19 protein-coding genes and 2 tRNA genes are annotated in these 21,547 nt (G+C 70.9%); 12 read left to right on the plus strand and 9 right to left on the minus strand.

Translation table 11 applies throughout. The features are described 5' to 3' along the window. Nucleotides 1-2 precede the first annotated feature (2 nt). Nucleotides 3-1,232: a GNAT family N-acetyltransferase gene (locus OG357_RS26040; protein ID WP_329623458.1), complete on the minus strand. Its 1,230-nt coding sequence runs from the start codon at nucleotides 1,230-1,232 to the stop codon at nucleotides 3-5. Nucleotides 1,233-1,338: 106 nt separating this feature from the next. On the opposite strand from OG357_RS26040, the gene OG357_RS26045 reads away from it, so the two are divergent. Continuing rightward, the gene (locus OG357_RS26045; protein WP_329623459.1) at nucleotides 1,339-2,484 is read left to right on the plus strand and encodes a PP2C family protein-serine/threonine phosphatase; all 1,146 of its coding nucleotides are present in this window, start codon (nucleotides 1,339-1,341) and stop codon (nucleotides 2,482-2,484) included. A gap of 154 nt (nucleotides 2,485-2,638) precedes the next feature. Further along, a complete protein-coding gene (locus OG357_RS26050) occupies nucleotides 2,639-2,833 on the plus strand; it encodes a hypothetical protein (RefSeq protein ID WP_024755527.1) in 195 nt (64 codons plus the stop codon). Nucleotides 2,834-2,857: 24 nt separating this feature from the next. Here the strand turns inward: OG357_RS26050 and OG357_RS26055 are convergent, their stop codons facing one another. Beyond that, complete coding sequence (locus tag OG357_RS26055) at nucleotides 2,858-3,295, minus strand: amphi-Trp domain-containing protein (RefSeq protein WP_329623460.1); 438 nt, start codon at nucleotides 3,293-3,295, stop codon at nucleotides 2,858-2,860. 131 nt (nucleotides 3,296-3,426) lie between these two features. Next, nucleotides 3,427-3,500, minus strand: a tRNA-Gly gene (locus tag OG357_RS26060). 133 nt (nucleotides 3,501-3,633) lie between these two features. Here OG357_RS26060 and OG357_RS26065 point away from each other — a divergent pair. The 5 genes from OG357_RS26065 (at nucleotide 3,634) to clpX (ending at nucleotide 8,294) form a co-directional block, all read left to right on the plus strand. Continuing rightward, nucleotides 3,634-3,710 (plus strand) — tRNA-Pro (locus OG357_RS26065). Between the two features lie 173 nt (nucleotides 3,711-3,883). Further along, nucleotides 3,884-5,269, plus strand: coding sequence for a trigger factor (gene tig, locus OG357_RS26070; protein ID WP_329623461.1), 1,386 nt, complete (start codon nucleotides 3,884-3,886; stop codon nucleotides 5,267-5,269). A 242-nt stretch (nucleotides 5,270-5,511) separates the two neighbouring features. Continuing rightward, nucleotides 5,512-6,129, plus strand: coding sequence for an ATP-dependent Clp protease proteolytic subunit (locus OG357_RS26075; RefSeq protein ID WP_329623462.1), 618 nt, complete (start codon nucleotides 5,512-5,514; stop codon nucleotides 6,127-6,129). 62 nt (nucleotides 6,130-6,191) lie between these two features. After that, the gene (locus OG357_RS26080; protein WP_037641831.1) at nucleotides 6,192-6,854 is read left to right on the plus strand and encodes an ATP-dependent Clp protease proteolytic subunit; all 663 of its coding nucleotides are present in this window, start codon (nucleotides 6,192-6,194) and stop codon (nucleotides 6,852-6,854) included. Between the two features lie 156 nt (nucleotides 6,855-7,010). Further along, a complete protein-coding gene (clpX, locus tag OG357_RS26085) occupies nucleotides 7,011-8,294 on the plus strand; it encodes an ATP-dependent Clp protease ATP-binding subunit ClpX (RefSeq protein WP_024755522.1) in 1,284 nt (427 codons plus the stop codon). A gap of 76 nt (nucleotides 8,295-8,370) precedes the next feature. Here clpX and OG357_RS26090 read toward each other — a convergent pair whose 3' ends face one another. Further along, nucleotides 8,371-9,339 carry a hypothetical protein gene (locus tag OG357_RS26090; RefSeq protein WP_329623463.1) on the minus strand — a complete coding sequence of 323 codons (969 nt, stop codon included), beginning with the start codon at nucleotides 9,337-9,339 and terminating at the stop codon, nucleotides 8,371-8,373. A 138-nt stretch (nucleotides 9,340-9,477) separates the two neighbouring features. On the opposite strand from OG357_RS26090, the gene OG357_RS26095 reads away from it, so the two are divergent. Next, on the plus strand, nucleotides 9,478-12,099 hold the full coding sequence (locus tag OG357_RS26095) for a valine--tRNA ligase (RefSeq protein ID WP_329623464.1): 2,622 nt from the start codon (nucleotides 9,478-9,480) through the stop codon (nucleotides 12,097-12,099). A gap of 61 nt (nucleotides 12,100-12,160) precedes the next feature. On the opposite strand, the gene OG357_RS26100 is transcribed toward OG357_RS26095, so the two are convergent. The 4 genes from OG357_RS26100 to OG357_RS26115 form a co-directional block, all read right to left on the minus strand. Further along, nucleotides 12,161-13,498: a glycosyltransferase family 2 protein gene (locus OG357_RS26100; RefSeq protein WP_329623465.1), complete on the minus strand. Its 1,338-nt coding sequence runs from the start codon at nucleotides 13,496-13,498 to the stop codon at nucleotides 12,161-12,163. Nucleotides 13,499-13,532: 34 nt separating this feature from the next. Next, nucleotides 13,533-14,708: a non-hydrolyzing UDP-N-acetylglucosamine 2-epimerase gene (gene wecB / locus OG357_RS26105; protein WP_329623466.1), complete on the minus strand. Its 1,176-nt coding sequence runs from the start codon at nucleotides 14,706-14,708 to the stop codon at nucleotides 13,533-13,535. Between the two features lie 172 nt (nucleotides 14,709-14,880). Then, nucleotides 14,881-15,600: a response regulator transcription factor gene (locus OG357_RS26110; RefSeq protein ID WP_329623467.1), complete on the minus strand. Its 720-nt coding sequence runs from the start codon at nucleotides 15,598-15,600 to the stop codon at nucleotides 14,881-14,883. After that, nucleotides 15,597-16,748, minus strand: coding sequence for a PAS domain-containing sensor histidine kinase (locus OG357_RS26115; RefSeq protein WP_329623468.1), 1,152 nt, complete (start codon nucleotides 16,746-16,748; stop codon nucleotides 15,597-15,599). The genes OG357_RS26110 and OG357_RS26115 overlap by 4 nt, the downstream gene beginning before the upstream one ends. Nucleotides 16,749-16,850: 102 nt before the next feature. On the opposite strand from OG357_RS26115, the gene OG357_RS26120 reads away from it, so the two are divergent. Beyond that, a complete protein-coding gene (locus OG357_RS26120) occupies nucleotides 16,851-17,990 on the plus strand; it encodes an ATP-binding protein (protein WP_329623469.1) in 1,140 nt (379 codons plus the stop codon). Nucleotides 17,991-17,994: 4 nt separating this feature from the next. Here OG357_RS26120 and OG357_RS26125 read toward each other — a convergent pair whose 3' ends face one another. Next, nucleotides 17,995-19,017, minus strand: a complete 1,023-nt coding sequence (locus OG357_RS26125; RefSeq protein WP_329623470.1) for a rod shape-determining protein — start codon at nucleotides 19,015-19,017, stop codon at nucleotides 17,995-17,997. A gap of 100 nt (nucleotides 19,018-19,117) precedes the next feature. Between OG357_RS26125 and folC the strand changes: the two genes are divergently transcribed. From folC to ndk, 3 genes are all read left to right on the plus strand, one after another. Next, nucleotides 19,118-20,626: a bifunctional tetrahydrofolate synthase/dihydrofolate synthase gene (gene folC / locus OG357_RS26130; protein WP_329623471.1), complete on the plus strand. Its 1,509-nt coding sequence runs from the start codon at nucleotides 19,118-19,120 to the stop codon at nucleotides 20,624-20,626. A 5-nt stretch (nucleotides 20,627-20,631) separates the two neighbouring features. Continuing rightward, the gene (locus OG357_RS26135) at nucleotides 20,632-21,006 is read left to right on the plus strand and encodes a DUF4233 domain-containing protein (protein WP_317595155.1); all 375 of its coding nucleotides are present in this window, start codon (nucleotides 20,632-20,634) and stop codon (nucleotides 21,004-21,006) included. A 65-nt stretch (nucleotides 21,007-21,071) separates the two neighbouring features. Next, nucleotides 21,072-21,485, plus strand: coding sequence for a nucleoside-diphosphate kinase (ndk, locus tag OG357_RS26140; protein ID WP_141301954.1), 414 nt, complete (start codon nucleotides 21,072-21,074; stop codon nucleotides 21,483-21,485). Nucleotides 21,486-21,547 lie beyond the last annotated feature (62 nt).

Below are 21,547 nucleotides of genomic sequence, written 5' to 3' on the forward strand. Positions count from 1 at the left end.
GTCTAGAAGCCGTGCGGCAGCCACGGCGCCACCGGTGACCCGAACGCCACCGACGCCTCCACCAGCGCCCCTTCCCTCAGCTCCCGCACCCGCCCCGCCGCCGCGAGCGACATCAGCGAGGGCCCGCCCAGGTACGCCGCGCCCAGCTCCCGTACGGACAGTTCGAGGTCCGCCGGATCCGAGGTCCGGACGCAGGTCGCGCCCTTGGTGTCACCCGTCAGCCGCCAACGCCCCTCGTTCCAGGGGCAGAACGCGTCCTCGACCTCGAACACCACGTCCACCGGCGCCTGATACGTCCGCGCCTCCAGGGCCGCACCCACCTCCACCAGGCGCACGTGCAGCGAGTCCCGCACCGTCGGGGCGCAGCGCCGTACGTCGCTCACCAGGTGCTGCCAGGCGTCGTCCACCGGACGGCTGTGGACCCGTACCTCCCTGGTCAGGTCCACCGAGCAGAGGAACCGCCACAGCGCCGCCTCCGCCACCGCGTCGAGACCCATCAGCTGATGGACCGTGACGGACCCGTCGGCGCCCGAGAAGGACCACTCCGGCTTGATCGCGTAGTGGGCGAACCCGACGACCTCACCGTCCCGTTCGGCGAGCACGCACTGCCGGGGCGAGGAACCCCCCCGGTCGGCCGGCGGGTCGATCAGCGGCAGCCGCTCCCACTGGGGCTGCCGGGCGAGCATCCCCGGCCGCCGGGGCACCAGCTTCGCGTACACCGCCTCGCACGCCGCGGAGGACTCCGTCAGATCGGCCCGGCGCAGGGCGACCCCGTCCGTGCCCTCCGGCACCGAGAGCCGTACCCGGGTCGTGTCGATCGTCGCCCGCGCCGTGTACGCGGCGACGCCGTAGCCGAACCGCCCGTAGATCTCCGGCTCCGAGGCCGTGAGCACCGCCACCGACTCGCCCGCGGCCCGCAGGTCGTCAAGCTGGCGCCGCATCATCGAGGTCAGGATCCCGCGCCGGCGGTGCGTCCCCGCCACGCTCACCATCGTCACCCCGCCCACCGGCACCGACGCCCCGCCCGGCACCGTCAGCCGGAACGAGAACGCGCCCGCCGTCCCCACGCACAGATCGCCGTCCCACACGCCCAAGGAGCGGTCGAACTCGGTCAGATCACGCCATAGCGCACGCTCCTCCGGCGCCTCGGCCACACCCCCGAACGCCAGCTCCAGGACCTCGTACCAGCGATCCCACTCGGCCGGGTCGAGTACCCGCAGTTCAGTAGTCATATGCCATCGATATCAGCGCCGCGCGCCCGGGGCGACCCGATTTCGCGCACATTGTCACCGGGGTACCCCTGCGCGATGTCGGACGGGGTGGATAGGGTCCAGGCCAATGGGACACCGCGCGGGAGTGAACACGTACGCGGCCCGGACGCGCAGACGCGCCCGCCGGGCCCGCATCGCGCTGCGCAAATCCGGCGTCGACTACTTCCGCGGGGACGGCTCCGACTGGCTCGCCTTCGCCGGACTCCTGCTGATGATTCCGGCCATCGCCTGCGGCACCCTCCTCGACCCCGTCTGGTGCGCGCCCGCCGCGCTCGTCCTGCCCATCGTGGCCGGCGGGCTGCTGCTGCGCCCCGCCAGCCTGCTCGGCCTGTACGCGGCCGCCGCGGGCGCCCTCATCGTCGAGTCCGTCGTCCTCGGCCCGTACACCCAGGGCCCCGCCCGCGTCACCCCCGGCACCGTCCTCACCGTCGCCGCCTGCGGGCTCTTCGGACTCCTCATCGCCCAGTTCCGCGCCCGGGTCGGCGTCCCCTGGCGGCGCGGCGGCACCATGCTCTTCGACCTGCGCGAACGCATCCGCGTACAGAGCGCCCTGCCCCGGCTGCCGCAGGGCTGGCACCGCGAGATGGCGCTCCGCCCGGCCGGCGGCCAGTCCTTCTCGGGCGACTTCGTCGTCGCCGCCCGCACCCACGGCGGCCGCACCCTGGAGGTCGTCCTCACCGACGTCTCCGGCAAGGGCATGGACGCGGCCTCCCGCTCCCTGCTGCTCTCCGGCGCCTTCGGCGGCCTCCTCGGCTCGCTCCCGCCGCACGGCTTCCTCCCCGCCGCCAACGGCTACCTGCTCCGCCAGAACTGGGACGAGGGCTTCGCCACCTCCGTCCACCTCGTCCTCGACCTGGACTCCGGCGACTACGAACTCTTCTCCGCCGGCCACCTCCCCGCGCTCCAGCTCCACGCGGGCAGCGGCCGCTGGGAGGAGAAGGCCGCGGACGGCCCCCTCCTCGGCGTCTACGACGGGGCCGAATTCCACCCGGTCAAGGGCTCGCTGCTGCACGGCGACGTCCTCATGCTCTTCACCGACGGCCTCGTCGAGGCGGCCGACCGGGACATCGCCGAGGGCATCGACCGCCTCACCGGCGAGGCCGACCGCTGCGTCGTCGAGGGCTTCGAGGGCGTCGCCTGGCATCTGATCGAGGCCGTCGCCAAGGACGTCAACGACGACCGGGCGCTGCTGCTCATCTCCCGGCGCACCTGACCGGCCACCTCCGTGTGACGTGATCTTCTCCACGACGATTCGTCACGGCGCGGCGGGGGCAGGGGAGTTGATGGCACCATGGAGACAGCGGGGGGTGGTGTGCGACGTGTGCTCCCCGGCGGCAAGGCGGGACCGACCGAGGGTGTGATCAGTTGTGGCCATTTCACTGTCTGTGGTGTTGCTGTTGGCAATCATCCTGGTGGTGCTGATCCGCGGGGGGAACCTCAAGGGCGGACCGGCTGTGATCGCGGTGCTCTTCGGCTTCTTCCTCGCCTCCACCGGCATGGCCGACGACATCCAGCGCTTCCTGGACTCGATAACGCAGACGGTCGGCTCCATCAAGTTCTGAGCCGGCGCGGGCGGGGGACCGGCGTCAGGCCGCCGACTTCCGGGACTTGGCCGCCTTCGACTTCCCGGCCGCCGTCGCGGCCTTCGCCTTGCTGCCCGCGGCCGGCTTCTCCGCGGGGCTGTCGGCCGTCTTCGCGACCGGCGGCGCGGGGTGCGCGGCCGGCTTCGGGGCGGACCGCTTCGCCCCCATGTCGCCGCCCGACACGGCGGTACTCGGCTTCGCCGCCTCCCGGGGGGCCGCCGTCGACCACTTGAGCTCGATCTCCAGCTCGATCTCCCCGTCGCCGACCTCCAGTTCCACCTCGCTGCGGAACTCGTCGGGGATGTGCAGGCTCAGCGTTCCGGCCCCCAGCTCCAGTTCGGCCTCCCCGCCCTTCCTCAGCGCGGCGGCGAGGGCGGTCAGCTGATCGGCTGCCTCAAGACGGGACACCGAGCGCTTCCGCTCGAACTTCAGGTCCTTCATCGCTACCTCCGGTACGGCGGGAGACGGGCTGAGCCCAGTCTGCGCGAGCCTGCCGGACCCGGCATCTCGCGAGCCTCCGGAAACGCCTCAGGGCCGGTCCGGGAGGCTTCTCCGGACCGGCCCTGAGACCGTGGAGCGGGTGACGGGAATCGAACCCGCGTAGCTAGTTTGGAAGACTAGTGCTCTACCATTGAGCTACACCCGCACAGCATCGCGCCGCAGGTCACGAGGACCGCGGCACGAAGAGCATGGTAGCCGGTCAGAGGACCTTCGTGCACACCCCTTAAAACAGGGGGCGCCGCAGTGTCCCCGTCCATGTACCCTACGTGTCGCACCGACGGGGTGTGGCGCAGCTTGGTAGCGCGTCCGCTTTGGGAGCGGAAGGCCGTGGGTTCAAATCCCGCCACCCCGACCATGACGATCACAGGTCCGATGGACCTCGTTCTTGATCGCGTTGTGGCTGCCTCCCCGCTTGCGGTTACTATGCAAGCTGCGTGCCCGTGTGTCTTTCTGACCGGGCCGACCCGCCGGAACCGCTTTCACGCGGAGACGGTGGATTCCAGGAATCAGCCACAAGGAGACCTAACCGTGAAGAGCGCCGTGGAGACCCTGAACCCGACCCGGGTTCGGCTCACTGTCGAGGTGCCCTTCGAGGAGCTCAAGGACAGCCTCGACGCGGCGTACAAGAAGATCAACCAGCAGGTCACGGTCAAGGGCTTCCGTAAGGGCAAGATCCCGGCTCGCGTGATCGACCAGCGGTTCGGCCGCGGCGCCGTGCTGGAAGAGGCCGTCAACGACGCGCTCCCGAAGTTCTACACCGAGGCCGTCAACGAGGCCGAGGTCAACCCGCTGGGCCAGCCCGAGGTCGACATCACGGAGCTGAAGGACGGCGAACTGCTGGCCTTCACCGCCGAGGTCGACATCCGCCCGGCGATCGAGATCCCGGACTACTCCGGCATCGAGGTCACCGTCGACGCGGTCGAGGTCACCGACGAGGACATCGAGAAGTCGGTGGAGCAGCTCCGCGAGCGCTTCGCCTCGACCTCCACGGTCGAGCGGGCCGCCCAGGACGGCGACGTCGTCACCATCGACCTCGAGGCCAAGGTCGACGGCGAGGTCCTTCCCGACGGTGTCGCCGACGGTGTCTCGTACACCATCGGTTCGGGCGAGCTGCTCGAGGGCATCGACGAGGCCGTCAAGGGCCTGGAGGCCGGTGGCGAGGCCACCTTCACCTCGCAGCTGAAGGGCGGCTCCGCCGAGGGCAAGGACGCGGAGGTCACCGTCAAGGTCACCACCGTCGCCGCCCGTGAGCTCCCCGAGCTGGACGACGAGTTCGCGCAGATGGCGTCGGAGTTCGACACCCTCGACGAGCTCAAGGCCGACAGCCGCAAGCGCCTCGAGAACATGAAGCAGTTCGACCAGGCCACCCAGGCCCAGGAGCGCGTCCTCGACGAGCTCCTCAAGCTGGTCGAGGTCCCGATGCCCGAGAAGCTTCTCGAGGACGAGATCAACACCCGCAAGCACAACCTGGAGCACCACCAGCTCGGCCAGATGGGCATCGACCTCGCGAAGTACCTGGAGCTCCAGGGCAAGACCGAGGAAGAGTTCCTGGCGGAGACCCAGGAGCAGGCCGAGAAGGGCATCAAGACGCAGTTCATCCTCGATGAGCTCGTCAACAAGGAGAAGCTCGACGTCTCCCGCGAGGAGCTCACCGAGCACCTCTTCCGTCGCGCCGCCTCCTCCGGCATGAGCCCCGACCAGTTCGCCCAGGCCGTGGCCCAGGGCGGCCAGGTGCCGATGCTCGTCGGCGAGGTCGCCCGCGGCAAGGCCCTCGCGGTCGTCGTCGAGGCCGCCAAGGTCGTCGACACCAAGGGTGAGGTCGTCGACCTCTCCGACGACGAGGACGAGGTCGAGACCGCCGCCGAGGCCGTCGAGGCCGTCACCGGCGAGGCCGAGGTCTCCGAGGACAAGTAAGCGGCTCCGCGCCCCGGCGCGGAACCCCGCTCCACGGGCCCGTACGCACTGCTGTGCGTGCGGGCCCGTGGGCATCCCGGACCCCCTCATGCGCCGCCCCGTACCTTGCGCTCCCAGCGAACAGTTCGGGAACCGGGATGGCGTTGTCCTACCTGCGCGTTAGGGTCCATGAATACGAGGGCACTGCCCTCAGAACGAGACGCTGAGACGGCCTTGGCCGTCGGAGACGAGCAGGTGGATACGTGACGAATCTGAAGCCTTACGCCGCGGGTGAGCCGTCCATCGGTGGCGGCCTCGGCGACCATGTCTACAACCGGCTGCTCGGCGAGCGGATCATCTTCCTCGGCCAGCAGGTCGACGACGAGATCGCCAACAAGATCACCGCTCAGATGCTTCTCCTGGCCGCCGACCCGGAGAAGGACATCTTCCTGTACATCAACAGCCCCGGTGGCTCGGTGACGGCCGGCATGGCCGTCTACGACACCATGCAGTACATCCCCAACGACATCGTGACCATCGGAATGGGCATGGCGGCCTCCATGGGCCAGTTCCTGCTCACCGGCGGCACCCCCGGCAAGCGCTTCGCCCTGCCGAACACCGACATCCTGATGCACCAGGGCTCCGCCGGCATCGGCGGCACGGCCTCCGACATCAAGATCCAGGCCGAGTACCTCCTCCGCACGAAGAGGCGCATGGCCGAGATCACCGCGCACCACTCCGGCCAGACCGTCGAGGCGATCATCCGCGACGGCGACCGCGACCGCTGGTTCACCGCGGACGAGGCCAAGAGCTACGGCCTCATCGACGACATCATCACGCACGCCGCGGGTGTTCCCGGCGGCGGCGGCACGGGCGCCTGAGCCCCGGCAGTCCGCTCAAGAGCCCCAGCCCACCGAACGCCACCAGGACGGTGAACACCCAGATGCAGAACAACCTCTCCGCGAGCGGCCTTTACACCGGCGCGCCGATGGACAATCGCTACGTCGTTCCGCGCTTCGTCGAGCGCACCTCGCAGGGCGTCCGCGAGTACGACCCGTACGCGAAGCTCTTCGAGGAGCGCGTGATCTTCCTCGGCGTGCAGATCGACGACGCCTCCGCCAACGACGTCATGGCGCAGCTCCTGTGCCTGGAGTCGATGGACCCGGACCGCGACATCTCGATCTACATCAACAGCCCCGGTGGCTCCTTCACCGCGCTGACGGCGATCTACGACACGATGCAGTTCGTGAAGCCGGACATCCAGACGGTCTGCATGGGCCAGGCGGCCTCCGCCGCGGCCGTGCTGCTCGCCGCCGGCACCCCCGGCAAGCGGATGGCCCTGCCGAACGCCCGCGTGCTGATCCACCAGCCCTCCGGCGGCACCGGCCGTGAGCAGCTCTCCGACCTGGAGATCGCGGCCCGCGAGATCCTGCGGATGCGCAGCCAGCTGGAAGAGATGCTGGCCAAGCACTCCTCGACGCCGATCGAGAAGATCCGCGAGGACATCGAGCGTGACAAGATCCTGACCGCCGAGGACGCCCTCGCGTACGGCCTGGTCGACCAGATCGTCTCGACCCGCAAGAGCACGGCCTCCGCGGAGCGCTGACGCCCGACCTTCCCTCGGCACGGGGCACAGGACGCATTCCCGTCCATGTGAACCGTGCCAAGGGGGGCCCGAACGGGGGGCCCGGCAAGGTACCGTCGAATATGAGGCACCAGGAGTCGCTGAACCAAGCACTCCCAGGCGAAGGGGAAGCACCTCGTGGCACGCATCGGTGATGGCGGCGACCTGCTCAAGTGCTCGTTCTGCGGAAAGAGCCAGAAGCAGGTGAAGAAGCTCATCGCAGGACCCGGTGTGTACATCTGCGACGAGTGCATCGACCTCTGTAACGAGATCATCGAGGAAGAGCTCGCGGAGACGAGCGAGGTGCGCTGGGAGGAACTCCCCAAGCCCCGCGAGATCTACGAGTTCCTCGAGGGATACGTCGTCGGGCAGGAGCCCGCGAAGAAGGCCCTCTCGGTCGCGGTGTACAACCACTACAAGCGCGTCCAGGCCGGCGAGAACGGCGGCGGGGCGGGGCGGGACGACGCCATCGAACTGGCGAAGTCCAACATTCTGCTGCTGGGCCCCACGGGCTCCGGCAAGACGCTCCTGGCCCAGACGCTGGCGCGCATGCTCAACGTCCCGTTCGCCATCGCCGACGCGACGGCGCTGACGGAGGCCGGCTATGTCGGCGAGGACGTCGAGAACATCCTGCTCAAGCTGATCCAGGCGGCCGACTACGACGTCAAGAAGGCCGAGACCGGGATCATCTACATCGACGAGATCGACAAGGTCGCCCGTAAGAGCGAAAACCCGTCGATCACGCGTGACGTGAGCGGTGAGGGCGTCCAGCAGGCCCTCCTCAAGATCCTGGAAGGCACGACGGCCTCGGTCCCGCCCCAGGGCGGCCGGAAGCACCCGCACCAGGAGTTCATCCAGATCGACACGACGAACGTGCTCTTCATCGTGGGCGGCGCCTTCGCCGGCCTGGAGAAGATCATCGAGTCGAGGGCGGGCGCCAAGGGCATCGGCTTCGGGGCGACCATCCGCTCGAAGCGCGAGATCGAGGCGAGCGACCAGTTCCAGGAGGTCATGCCGGAGGACCTGGTGAAGTTCGGGATGATCCCGGAGTTCATCGGCCGTCTCCCCGTCCTCACCTCGGTCCACAACCTGGACCGCGAGGCGCTCCTCCAGATCCTCGTCGAGCCGCGCAACGCGCTGGTGAAGCAGTACCAGCGCCTCTTCGAACTCGACGGCGTGGAGCTGGACTTCGACCGCCCGGCCCTGGAGGCCATCGCCGACCAGGCGATCCTGCGCGGAACCGGCGCGCGCGGCCTGCGCGCCATCATGGAGGAGGTCCTCCAGTCGGTGATGTACGAGGTCCCGTCCCGCAAGGACGTGGCCCGGGTCGTCATCACGGCGGACGTCGTCCGGAACAACGTCAACCCGACGCTGGTCCCCCGGATCGTGAAGAACGACGGCAGGCACGAGAAGTCGGCCTGACGGTAAGCAATGAGTGAGGGGGTCCCGCCTTCGTGGCGGGACCCCCTCACTCATGTCCGGTCGGTGACTCCGAGGTTCAGAGCTTGACGCGGACTTCCTTGCGCAGCTTGGCGGCGATGGAGGCGGCGTCCTCCATCGAGCCTTCCTTGCCCGCGAGCATGTCGGCCATGTTCATCGGAACGACGAAGCCGACCGTGCTGTGGTCCGCCCACACGCAGACGGTCATGGCGAACGCCGGGGTGGACTTGGCCGGGTCGGCCTCGGACTTGGCCTGCTGGCACTTGAGGATGGCGCCGTCCAGCTCCGCGGGCGTGAACTCCTGCGGGCTGCCGACCAGATTCATCTCCGGCTCCCCGGGCTTGCTCTGGCCCTTCTCCTTCTCGGACTTCGCCTTGATGCCCGTGAACACGTCGTCGACGACCTTCTCGGGGTCGTCGATCTCGCCGTAGAGGCCACTGAAGGAGAGCATCTTGCCGCCGAGCGGGTTGGCGGCGTCCTTCACCTCATAGCTGGCGCCGACGTTCGTGGCGTTCTTGACGCCGTTCTGCTGGGCCTCCTTGAGGGAGTCCTTGTCGCCGCCCTCGCTGCCGGGCTTCTTCTTGTACTCGGTGAGCACCGTGTCCGGGGTGGTCAGCTTGTGCGGGCCGTCGTCCGCGACCGAGGCGCCTGCGCCGCCCCCGAACACGAAGTACGCGCCCACGCCGAGCGCCGCCACGACCGCGACCGCGCCGATGATCCAGCCGGCCTTGGACTTCTTCGGGGCCGGCGGGTGCGGGACGTAGCCGCCGGGGCCCTGGGGGGCGCCGTACTGCGGCTGCTGGCCGTAGGGGCCCGGCTGCTGAGGCTGCGGGTAGCCGTAAGGGGGCTGCTGCGGAGGGACGCCCTGCGGGGCCTGCTGCGGGTATCCGTAACCCGGCTGCGGCGCCTGCGGCTGGCCGTACGGGCCCGGCTGCTGAGGCTGCTGGCCGTACGGGCCCGGCTGGCCGTAGGGGCCGGGCTGCTGGGGCGGCTGGCCGCCGTACGGGCCGGGCTGGTTGTAGCTCATCGACAGGTTCCCCTCACAGGATGTTTATGGCTACCGAACATCCTGGCGGAACCGCCGAGGCGGAAGTGCGGCGGGGGCCACACCGTTACCGAACCAAAGCGTTTCAGGACGGGGCGGGGACACCCCTAAACTGGCCCCGTGACCGAGAACACTCAGCAGCAGACAGCGCCCACCACCGAACTGCCGACCCAGTACGCGCCGGCCGAGGTAGAGGGGCCGCTGTACGAGCGCTGGGTAGACCGGGGGTACTTCGAGGCGGACGCGAAGAGCGAGAAGCCCGCGTACACGATCGTCATCCCGCCGCCGAACGTCACCGGGTCGCTGCACCTGGGCCACGCCTTCGAGCACACGCTGATCGACGCCCTCACCCGCCGTAAGCGGATGCAGGGCTTCGAGACGCTGTGGCAGCCGGGCATGGACCACGCGGGCATCGCCACCCAGAACGTCGTCGAGCGCGAGCTCGCCAAGGAGGGCAAGTCCCGCCACGACCTGGGCCGCGAGGCCTTCGTCGAGCGCGTCTGGGAGTGGAAGGCCGAGTCCGGCGGTCAGATCGCCGGTCAGATGCGCCGCCTCGGTGAGGGCCTGGCGTGGAGCCGGGACCGCTTCACCATGGACGAGGGGCTGTCCCGCGCCGTCCAGACGGTCTTCAAGAAGATGTTCGACGACGGCCTGATCTACCGCGCCGAGCGCATCATCAACTGGTGCCCGCGCTGTCTGACGGCCATCTCCGACATCGAGGTCGACTACCAGGACGACGACGGCGAGCTCGTCTCCATGAAGTACGGCGAGGGTGACGACACCATCGTCGTCGCGACCACCCGCGCGGAGACGATGCTCGGTGACACCGCCGTCGCCGTCCACCCCGACGACGAGCGCTACGCCCACCTGATCGGCAAGCGGATCAGGCTGCCGCTGACCGACCGTACGATCCCGGTCGTCGCGGACACCCACGTCGACCCGGAGTTCGGCACGGGCGCGGTCAAGGTGACCCCGGCGCACGACCCGAACGACTTCGCGATCGGCCAGCGCCACGGCCTCGAGTCCATCGAGGTCCTCGACGAGCGCGGCGTCATCACCGTCCACGGCCCCTTCCAGGGCCTGGACCGCTTCGAGGCGCGCTCCGCGATCGTCGCCGCCCTGCGCGCCGACGGCCGGATCGTCGCCGAGAAGCGTCCGTACGTCCACTCCGTCGGGCACTGCTCGCGCTGCAAGACCACGCTGGAGCCGCGCCTGTCGCTCCAGTGGTGGGTCAAGGTCGAGACGCTGGCCAAGGCCGCCGGCGACGCGGTCCGCGACGGTCAGGTGAACATCCACCCGGCCGACATGTCGCAGCGCTACTTCGACTGGGTCGACAACCTCAACGACTGGTGCATCTCGCGCCAGCTGTGGTGGGGCCACCGCATCCCGGTCTGGCACGGCCCGAACGGCGAACTGGTCTGCGTCGGCCCCGACGAGCAGCCGCCGACGGGCGAGGGCTGGACGCAGGACACCGACGTCCTCGACACGTGGTTCTCGTCCGGCCTGTGGCCGTTCTCGACGATGGGCTGGCCGGAGCAGACGCCCGACCTGGAGAAGTTCTACCCGAACTCCGTCCTGGTCACCGGCTACGACCTCATGTTCTTCTGGGTCGCCCGCATGATGATGTTCGGCCTGTACGCGATGGACGGTCAGCCGCCGTTCCGCACGATCGCGTTCCACGGCATGGTCCGTGACGAGTTCGGCAAGAAGATGTCGAAGTCGTTCGGGAACACGGTCAACCCGCTGGACTGGATGGACAAGTACGGCTCCGACGCCCTGCGCTTCACCCTGGCCAAGGGTGCCAACCCGGGTGTGGACGTCCCGATCGGCGAGGACTGGGTCCAGGCGTCCCGGAACTTCGCCAACAAGATCTGGAACGCGACCCGCTTCGCCATGATGAACGGCGCCACGGTCGAGGGCCCGCTGCCGGACGTCGCGGACATGTCGGCGACCGACCGCTGGATCCTCTCGCGACTGAACAAGGTCGTCTCCGAGGCGGACGCCTTCTACGACGACTACCAGTTCGCGAAGCTCGCCGACGCCCTCTACCACTTCGCGTGGGACGAGGTCTTCGACTGGTACGTCGAGCTGTCGAAGACGACCTTCTTCGACGGTGGCGAGCAGGCCAAGGTCTCGGCCCGGGTCCTCGGTGAGGTCCTCGACGTCACCCTGCGTCTGCTGCACCCGATCGTCCCCTTCGTCACCGACACCCTGTGGACCACCCTCACCGGCGGCGAGTCCCTCGTCATCGCGGACTGGCCCAAGGACAGCGGCTTCCGCGACGAGGCCGCCGAGAAGGAGATCGAGCTGGTCCAGCAGGTCGTCACGGAGGTCCGCCGCTTCCGTTCCGACCAGGGACTCCAGCCCGGTCAGAAGGTTCCGGCACGGCTCGACGTGACCGGTACCGCGCTGGCCCCGCACGAGGCGGCCATCCGTCAGCTGCTGCGTCTCCAGCCGGAGGGCGAGGGCTTCTCCGCCACCGCCTCCCTGCCGGTCGCCGGGGCGACGGTCGCGCTCGACCTGTCGGGCACGATCGACGTGGCCGCGGAGCGCAAGCGCCTCGCGAAGGACCTCGCGGCCGCCGAGAAGGAGAAGGCCCAGGCGAACGGGAAGCTCGGCAACGAGGCCTTCCTCGCCAAGGCCCCGGACAACGTGGTCGACAAGATCCGCACCCGCCTCGCCAAGGCGGACGAGGACATCGCCCGTATCCAGACCCAGCTGGCGAACCTGCCGCAGGCCTAGTACGGCACAGGGAGGGGCCCGGAACCGGTTACTCGGTTCCGGGCCCCTTTCGCGTTGTCCGTCAGGACTCCGTGGCCACCGGGCCGACGCCCGCCGTCTCGGAGTTGCGGCGGGTCTTGGCCCAGCCGGTGCGGCCGCGGACTAGGCGGACGAAGCCGCGCGCCGAGACGATGAACAGGTGGTACGCGTACAGCCAGAGCGCGAAGCCCCACAGCAGGCCCTTGATCCGGGAGCGGTCAGGGGCGAACTCGCGGCGGTAGACCGGGCCCCAGAGGAGGAACGGGACGATCGAGACGACCGCCAGGGCGAGGGCGAGGGGCCAGGCGGCCAGCAGGACTCCGCCCCCGAGTATCAGCACGGCGAGCATGACGGCGGTCAGGAGCAGCGTCGCGAGGTGGGCTATGGGCTGGAAGAAGGTGTAGAGCGATTCCAGGACGCCGCGCGCCTTGTAGTGGCGGGAGCCGATGATCCGGCTGCTGTAGCGGACGCAGGTGATGTTGCCCTGGGCCCAGCGGGTGCGCTGCGTGAGGAAGCGGCGGGTGTACGGGAGTGCTTCCTGCGTGACCCAGGTGTCGTGGACGTGGGTGACCTGGTAGCCGGCGAGGCGCATGTGGAGGCCGAGCTCGTAGTCCTCCAGGAGGGCGTCCCGCTGCCACGGGCGGCGCTCGGCGGCGGCGATCCGGTCGAGGGCGGTGAGGCGGGTGAACTGGCCGTTGCCGCCGAGGCCGACGGAGCCGGTACGGCGGCGCAGGAGCTGCATGCCGGTGTTGGAGACGGCGAACTCGACGTCCTGCATGCGGATGAGGAGGCGGGCGTAGGCGTTGGCGAGCCTGCCCCGGTGTTCCAGGGGGCGTTCGTCGTCGATGTTGCGCATCCGTACGCCGATCTGGACGCCGCCCGTCTCGGGGTCGCCGAAGGCGTCCGGGCCGCTGACGTGCGCGAGGGCGTCGGGAGAGACCTGGCCGTCGGCGTCGACGACGCAGACGATCACACGGTCGCGGTCGACGGCGTCGCCGAGGTGGGTGTTCAGAGCCGTGTAGGCCGAGTTGAGCGCTGCGCCCTTGCCGACGCGCGCGTCGGGGCGGGTCCGGGAGACCAGGTGGATGTGGCGGTCCCGGCCCGCGAGGGAGGTGACGATCGGGGCGGTCAGGTCGTCGCTCGCGTCGTCGATGACCCAGACGTGGGCGGCGGGGAAGTCCGTACGCAGCCGGGTGACCGTCGTCGCGATTACGGCCTCCTCGTCGCGGCAGGGGACGAAGAAGTGCCAGTCGTACGCGGTGGGGTCGCCGAGCTCGGAGGGGCGGCGGCGGGCGTAGGCGTGGCGGGCGCCCGCCCAGTAGACGAGGAAGCCGCCGAGGAGGAGGAACGGGAAGACGTACAGCAGGAGGTGGAGGCTCATGGGGGTCTCCAATGGGGGGAGGGGAGCGGTGGGCTCAGGCGGCGGCGGTGGCGGCGGCATGGGCCGGGGCCGGGCGCGCGGCCGGGACGGCCGGGGCCGTGCCGCGTTCGGTGATCAGGGCCCTGAGCAGTCCGGCGATCCGGTCGGACGCGGTGCCGTCGCCGTACGGGCTGGGGAGCGTGGCCAGGCGTCGCAGGCCGAGTCCGCCCTCCGCGAGCCGGCGGCGGGCCGCCTCGCCGATTCCGGGGCCCGGCTCGACGAGGTCGGCGAAGTCGGCGAGGGACTCGGGGCGTTCGGTGGAGCGGCGGACGACCACGAGCGGGCGGCCGAGGACCGTCGTCTCCTCCTGGATGCCGCCGGAGTCGGAGACGATCAGCGCCGCGTGCCGGGCGAGCGCGAGGAACGTGCCGTACCCGGCCGGGGGCAGCACCGTCAGCCCTTCGAGGAGCGACAGCAGGCCCGCCGCCTCGACGCGGGCGTGGGTGCGGGGGTGGAGGGGGAGGACGACCGGCAGCTCGCGGGCGAGGGCGGCGAGCTCCTCCAGGACGGCGGCGAGCGCGGCGGGGTCGTCGGTGTTCTCCGGCCGGTGGACGGTGGCGAGGACGTAGCCGTCGGGCGCGAGACCGCTGACGGCGAGCAGGCGCGCCCGCTCCTCCGCCGGGGGGAGGTGGTCCTGGACGGCTTCGACGACGGTATTGCCGGTGACGGCGATCCGTTCCTCGGGCACGCCCTCGGCGAGGAGCAACTCGCGGTTGTCGGGGGTGGCCGCGCACAGGACGTCGGCGAGCCGGTCGATGAGGACCCGGTTGTGCTCCTCGGGCATGGCCCGGTCGTGGCTGCGGAGGCCCGCCTCGACATGGACGAGGGGGAGGCCGCGGGCGTTGGCGGCGAGGGCGCCGGAGAGTGCGGCGTTGGTGTCGCCCTGGACGACGACGGCGAGTGGGGGATCGGCCGCGAAACGCTCGTCGAGGCCGGTGAGCGCGGCGGCGACCTGCACGGCCCGGGGCTGCCCGCCGACACCGGTGAGGTACTCGGGCTCGGGCAGCCCCAGCTCGTCGAGGAAGCTGCCGGAGAGCGCGTCGTCGTAGTGCTGGCCGGTGTGGACGACCCGGGCGGCGGGGCCGAGGGACCGGATGAGCTCGGCGAGCTTCACGAGCTCGGGGCGGGTGCCGAGGACGACGGCGACGCTGCGGGCGGGGAGAGTCTTCATGCTGTCGAAGGTGACCGGCCTCGGTCGCGCGCTCCGGTGGCCGACGGTTGCGGAACGGTTGCCATGTGGCCGGGCGGGGGAGGTCGGGACGTCCGCCCGGGCCTTACGTCCCTGATCGGGGGTGGTACGCGTCACCCCGGGTCGGGCGGGGCGGCGGGGTCCCGTACCCCGGCTAGCCGCCCGCGCTTCCACCGATCCGTGCCGGGCGGTCCGCGCTCTCGTAGCGGTAGCCCAGGCCTCGTACCGCCTCCAGCGGGTCGCGGGAGTGGGGGCCGCCGGCGGTGCGGAGTTTGCGGCGGAGGCGGAGCACGGCGAACTTCACCCGGTCACGGCCGATGGCCAGCGCGTCGTCCCAGACCTGGTCGAGGAGCTGCTCGGTGGTCACGACCCGGCCCCGGTTGCGGACGAGGACCTGGAGCAGCCGGTACTCGATGTCACTGAGCCGGATCTCGCTGCCCTGCCAGAGCGCGGCGCGCCGCTCCGGTACGAGCCTCAGGTCCTCCTCGACGGGTTCGCCCGCCCATTTCCGGGGCCCCGACCTGCGGAGCAGGGCCTCGATACGGGCCAGCAGCTCCGTGTGGGCGAAGGGTTTGACCAGGTAGTCGTCGGCTCCCGAGCGCAGCCCGCGGACCCGGTCGTCGACATCGCCGAGGCCGGAGAGGACGAGGACCGGCAGATCGCTCATGTCCCGGGTGCGGTCGAGGACCTCCCAGCCGTCGAGTTCGGGCAGGAGGAGGTCCAGGACCATCAGGGACGGGCGTTCCGCGAAGAGGAGCCGGAGGCCCTCGCGGCCGTCGCCGGCCACCGAGACCTCGTATCCGCGTCGGGTCAGGAGGACCCGCAGGGCCAGGGCGAGGTCCGGGTCGTCCTCCACGATCAGCAGCCGGGTCACCGCCGGGCCGCCGCCCCTGCGGTGCGGCGGCCGGTGAGCGGCAGCCGTACGGTGAAGACGGCGCCCGGCCGGCCCTCGCGGTCGCGGACCGTGATGGTCCCGCCGTGCAGCCGCACGGCGTCCAGCGCGCCCGCCAGGCCGAGCCCGGTGCCGGGGAAGCCGTCGCGGCGGGCGTTGGGCGCGCGGACGAACGGCGTGAAGATCTCCTCGTGGTACTCCAGGGGGACCCCGATGCCGGTGTCCTTCACCTGGATCGTCCAGTGGCCGTCGGCGGCGCGGCCGACGACCTCGACCCGGCCGTCCTCCGGGGTGAAGCGCAGCGCGTTGCCGAGGAGCTCCTCCAGGGCGCCCGTCAGCATCCCGGCGTCGGCGACGAGCGGCGGGCCGCCGGGCGGGCAGTCGGCCGCGATGTACGGGCCGTCGCCCTCGGCCCGCTGGAGCGCTTCGAGGACCACGCGCTCGATCAGCTCGTCGACGAGGACCTCGCCGAGCCTCGGCTCCGCGCGGGGCGCGCCGACGGCCGCCCTCGGCAGGTCCTCGGCCACCGACCGCATCCGCTGCGCGTTGCGCCGGATGGCGTCCACGAACGAGGTCTGCTCCGGGTTCAGCGGTCCGGAGGCCGGGTCGAGGAGCAGTTCGGCGAAGCTCAGGACGGTGGCGAGCGGGGTCCGCAGCTCGTGGAGGGCCCGGCCGGCGAAGGCGGCCCGATCGTCGGCGAGCGTCACCAGATTCCGTACCTGCTCGTACAGGCCGTCCTCCGCCTCGCGCTGCCGCGTCACGTCCTCGACGAGCCACAGGTGCCCGAGCGGCCGGTCGCCGTCCCCGACCGGGGCCCGGCGGCGGCGCAGCACCCGGCCGTCCCGCAGGTGGTAGTCGGTGGTGCGGGTGACGGGCCCGTACGTCTCGCTCTCCTCCAGGAGCCGGTCCCGCTCCTCCGGCCGGTCCAGCATGCCCGCCAGATGGCCGACGATCCGCTCCCGCGGCGTACCGGGGGAGAGGTCCAGTCCCACGGGCAGCCGCAGGAGGGTGCTGAGGCGGCGGTTCACGCGGACGACCTGCAGGTCGTGGTCGAGGAAGAGGGCCGCCTGGGGGAGGGCGTCGAGGAGAGCGGCGGCGAAGGAGAGCTGCTCCTGGGATGCTTCGTGCACATTTCTGAGTCAAACAGCAATGTGGGCGAAGTGCCCGATCTCACACCAGAAGGGACTTCGGGTCCACGGCTTCGGGACGAAAGACCTTGGATGATGGACGGCATGTCCCGCCTCCCCACCGTCCCCGCGCTGCGCCGTTGCGTGGACCGGTGGGCCGTCTCGCCCCGCGCCCTCGACGTCGTCGCCGCGCTGAGCGCCTTCGGCCTGATGGTCCTCGACGTGCCCGGGCTCGCCCGCGCCGACAACTCGCTCACCGGGGTCACCGCGACCCTGGTCCTGGCGGCCGGTGCGGCCACGCTGGTGCTCAGGCGCCGGCTTCCGTGGGTCCCGTACCTCGTGGCGCTCGGGCTGATGGGGTGGCTCCACGAGCTCACCATGATCCAGTTCGCGCTGTACTCGATCGGCCGGTTCCGGGGGCGGCGGGCCGCCGTCGCCGCCACCGTGTTCTACATCGGCCTGTCGTGCCTCTTCTTCCAGCTGCCGGGCTGGCCCGCCCGGCACGGCGCCACCCTGAGCGACTTCCTGAGCATCGTCGTCCCGATCGGGGTCCTCGCGGCGGGCGTCGGCATCGCCGCGTACCGGCAGGACCTCGTGCGCGCCCTGGAGGTCCAGCGCCGCGAGGCCGCCGCCCGGCAGGCCGTGCAGGAGGAGCGGATCTCCGTCGGCCGGGACGTCCACGACCTGGTCGGCCGGGAGCTCACCGTCCTCGCGGTGCGGGCCGAGGTCCTCTCCGTACGGGCCCGGGACGGGGCGCACCAGAAGGACTTCGAGGAGCTCGCGGACACCGCCCGCCGCGCCCACCTCATGCTCAACGAGACGATCGTGCGCCGAGCCGACCGGGACGCGGCCACCCCCGGCCTCGAAGGGCTCGCCGCGCTCGCCGAGGAGAGCGAGCGGATGGGCAGCCCCGTCGACCTGACGGTCGCGGACGCGGCCAAGGCGCTGTCGCCGCTGCGTCAGGCGGCCGTCCACCGGGTCGTCCAGGAGTGCCTGACGAACACCGCCAAGCACGCGCCGGGCCTGCCGGTGACGGTCGCGATCACCGTGGCGGGACCCGATCTGCGGATCGAGGTGCGCAACCCGCTGCCGAAGACGCCGCCGGACCCGGCACCCGTCTCCACGGGCACCGGGCTGTTCTCGATGGAGGAACGGGTCGTCAGCATGGGCGGGACGCTCACGGCACGTGCGGAGGACGGGGCGTACGTGGTGACGGCGCTGCTCCCGACGGGCCTGGGGCGCTGATCGGCTAGCGGACCCGCTCGGCCTTCCCCATCACCCGCTGGAGGCTGTCGAAGTCCTCCACGCACCGCCCCGAGCCCAGTGCCACGCAGTCCAGCGGCCGGTCGGCGACGAAGACCGGGATCTCCGTCGCCGAGGCCAGCCGCAGGTCGAGCCCCGGCAGCAGTGCCCCGCCGCCGGTCAGGACGATGCCGTGCTCCATCACGTCGCCGGACAGCTCCGGCGGGCACTCCTCCAGGGTCGCCCGCACCGCAGCGATGATCGCCTCCACCGGCTCGTCGAGCGCCTCCCGCACCTCCGGCACCGTCAGCTCCACCGTCCGGGGCAGCCCGCTGACCTTCTCCCGCCCCCGGACGGTGAAGGTCGCCCGCTCCCGCTCCTCCTCGCCCGGCACCGGCCACGCCGAACCGATCGCGACCTTCACGTCCTCGGCCGTGCGCTCGCCGATGAGGAGCGAGTGCTCCTTGCGGACGAAGTCGGTGATGGCCGCGTCGAGGCGGTCGCCGCCCACCCGCAGAGACTGGGCGGTGACGATCCCGCCGAGCGAGATGACCGCCACCTCGGTCGTGCCGCCGCCGATGTCGACGACCATCGAGCCGCGCGGGTCGGAGACCGGCAGCCCGGCGCCGATCGCCGCCGCCATGGGCTCCTCGATGAGGTGCACCGCCCGCGCGCCCGCCGACAGCGAAGCGTGCACGATCGCCCGCCGCTCGACGGGAGTCACCCCGCTCGGCACGCAGACCACCATCCGGGTGCGGGGCCGGCGGCGGCCCGGGACGGCCTTGCGGACGAAGTGCCGGATCATCTCCTCGGCCGCCTCGTAATCGCTGATCACGCCGTCCTTCAGGGGGCGGATCGCGCTGATCGAGCCGGGCGTCCGGCCGATCGTCTCCTTCGCCTCGGTGCCGACCGCGAGCGCCTGCCGCGAGCCCTCCTGGACCGCCACCACGGACGGCTCGTTGAGCACGATGCCCTGGCCCCGGGCGTAGAGGAGCGTGTTGGCCGTGCCGAGGTCGATCCCTATGTCCATGATCGCCAAGTTTGCCCGGCGACTCCGGCGGACGGGGGACCGAAAGTCCCGAAAGGGGTGGGTCCATGGTCCTGTCGGTGCCCCTCCGTAGACTGGGCCCGTGAGCGAGCCGAGCGACCCGAGTGACCAGAGCGACCAGTTCGACGACATCGTCGACAACGAGACAACGCGCGACCCCGACCTGGCGGTGATCGAGGCCGGCAGCCGCACCCTGCGCGCGCAGGCCGGCCCGGTCCAGGGCGACCCCGTGCCCGGCCGTCCCGAGGACCCGGAGCTCGACAAGGCGCTGCGCGAGGTCGAGACCGAGCTGTCCAGCCGCTGGGGCGAGACCAAGCTGGAGCCCTCGGTCACGCGGATCGCGGCCCTGATGGACGTACTCGGCGAGCCGCAGCGCGCGTACCCCTCGATCCACATCACCGGCACCAACGGCAAGACGTCGACGGCCCGCATGATCGAGGCGCTGCTCGGCGCCTTCGAGCTGCGCACCGGGCGGTACACCTCGCCGCACGTGCAGACGATCACCGAGCGGATCAGCCTGGACGGCGCCCCGATCTCCGCCGAGCGGTTCGTCGAGACGTACGCGGACATCAAGCCGTACGTGGAGCTGGTCGACGCCCGCGAGGAGTACCGCCTCTCCTTCTTCGAGGTCCTCACCGGAATGGCGTACGCGGCCTTCGCCGACGCCCCGGTCGACGTGGCCGTCGTCGAGGTCGGCATGGGCGGCACCTGGGACGCGACGAACGTCATCGACGCCTCCGTCGCCGTCGTCACCCCGATCGACCTCGACCACACCGACCGGCTCGGCGGGACCACCGGCGAGATCGCCGGCGAGAAGTCCGGGATCATCAAGCAGGGCGCGACCGTCATCCTGGCCCAGCAGCCGGTGGACGCGGCCCAGGTCCTGTTGAAGAAGGCCGTCGAGGCGGACGCCACCGTCGCCCGCGAGGGCATGGAGTTCGGCATCGTCTCCCGCGAGGTCGCGGTCGGCGGCCAGCTCCTCACCCTGCGGGGTCTCGGCGGCGAGTACGACGGTGTCTTCCTGCCGCTGCACGGCGCGTACCAGGCGCGTAACGCGGCCGTGGCGCTCGCGGCGGTCGAGGCGTTCTTCGGGGTCGGCGCGGACCACGCGAGGACCCTGGACGCGGACACGGTCCGCCGGGCCTTCGCCCAGGTCGCCTCGCCCGGCCGTCTGGAGATCGTCCGCTCGTCCCCGACGGTGATCCTGGACGCCGCGCACAACCCGCACGGCGCACGCGCCACGGCGGAGGGCGTCACTGAGTCCTTCGGTTTCTCGCGGCTCGTCGGCGTGGTCTCCACGAGCGCCGACAAGGACGCCCGGGGTCTCCTGGAGGCCTTCGAGCCGATCTTCGCGGAGGTCGTCGTCACGGCGAACTCCAACCCGCGGGCCACGGACGTCGACGCGCTCGCCGCGATCGCGGTCGAGGTCTTCGGCGAGGACCGGGTGGTCGTCGAGCCGCGGCTGCCCGACGCGCTCGAAGCGGCCATCACCCTCGCGGAGGAAGAGGCCGAGTACGGCGGCGCGGGAGTCCTCGTGACCGGTTCGATCTTCACGGTCGGCGACGCCCGGCTGCTGCTGCGAAGGGGCTGACACCGATGCGCATGCTCTGTTCCTCGACGCTCATCGGCGAGTTCTTCGTCATCGGCTTCGCCGGTCTCGTCGCCATGAAGGACGACAGCCTGGCGATGTCGACCGTCTGGTGGGTCTGCGGCGTCGCGATGGTCCTCTCGGTGCTGCTGTGCGGGATGGTCACCCGTCCCGGCGGCGTGCAGCTGGGCTGGGCCCTCCAGATCGGCCTGATCGCCAGCGGTTTCTTCGTGCCGGTCATGTTCGTCCTCGGCGCGGCCTTCGCCGTCCTGTGGTGGGCCTCGGTGCACTACGGACGCAAGGTCGACGACATCAAGGCCCGTTGGGCCGAGTCGCAGGCGGGACAGGCCGGGCAGGCCACGGCAGGGCCTGACGCTGCGTAATCGAGGGGCGTGCGGGCCCTGTAGCCTCGGAGGCCCGCACACCGCTTTTCCGAAGGAGTTCCCCCGTGAGCCAGCGCACGCTCGTCCTGCTCAAGCCCGACGCCGTCCGCCGTGGCCTGATCGGCGAGATCATCGGTCGTATCGAGCGCAAGGCCGGCTGGACCCTCGCGGCCCTGGAGCTGCGCGAGCTGGACCAGGACACGCTGGAGCAGCACTACGGCGAGCACAAGGGCAAGCCCTTCTACGAGCCGCTGATGGGCTTCATGTCCTCCGGTCCGGTCGTCGCGCTCGTCGTCGAGGGTGAGCGGGTCATCGAGGGTGTCCGCCAGCTCGCGGGCCCCACCGACCCGATCGCCGCCGCGCCCGGTTCCATCCGCGGTGACTTCGGCACCATCGTCCGCGAGAACCTGATCCACGCCTCGGACTCCGAGGAGTCGGCGCTCCGCGAGCTCAAGATCTTCTTCCCGGGTCTCGTCTGATCCGATGTCGATTCGGTGCCGATCCGGTGCCGATCGAGTGCTGACCCGGCGTCAGCCGATCA

Origin of the sequence: Streptomyces sp. NBC_01255, assembly GCF_036226445.1 — a bacterium.
Classification (GTDB): Bacteria; Actinomycetota; Actinomycetes; order Streptomycetales; family Streptomycetaceae; genus Streptomyces.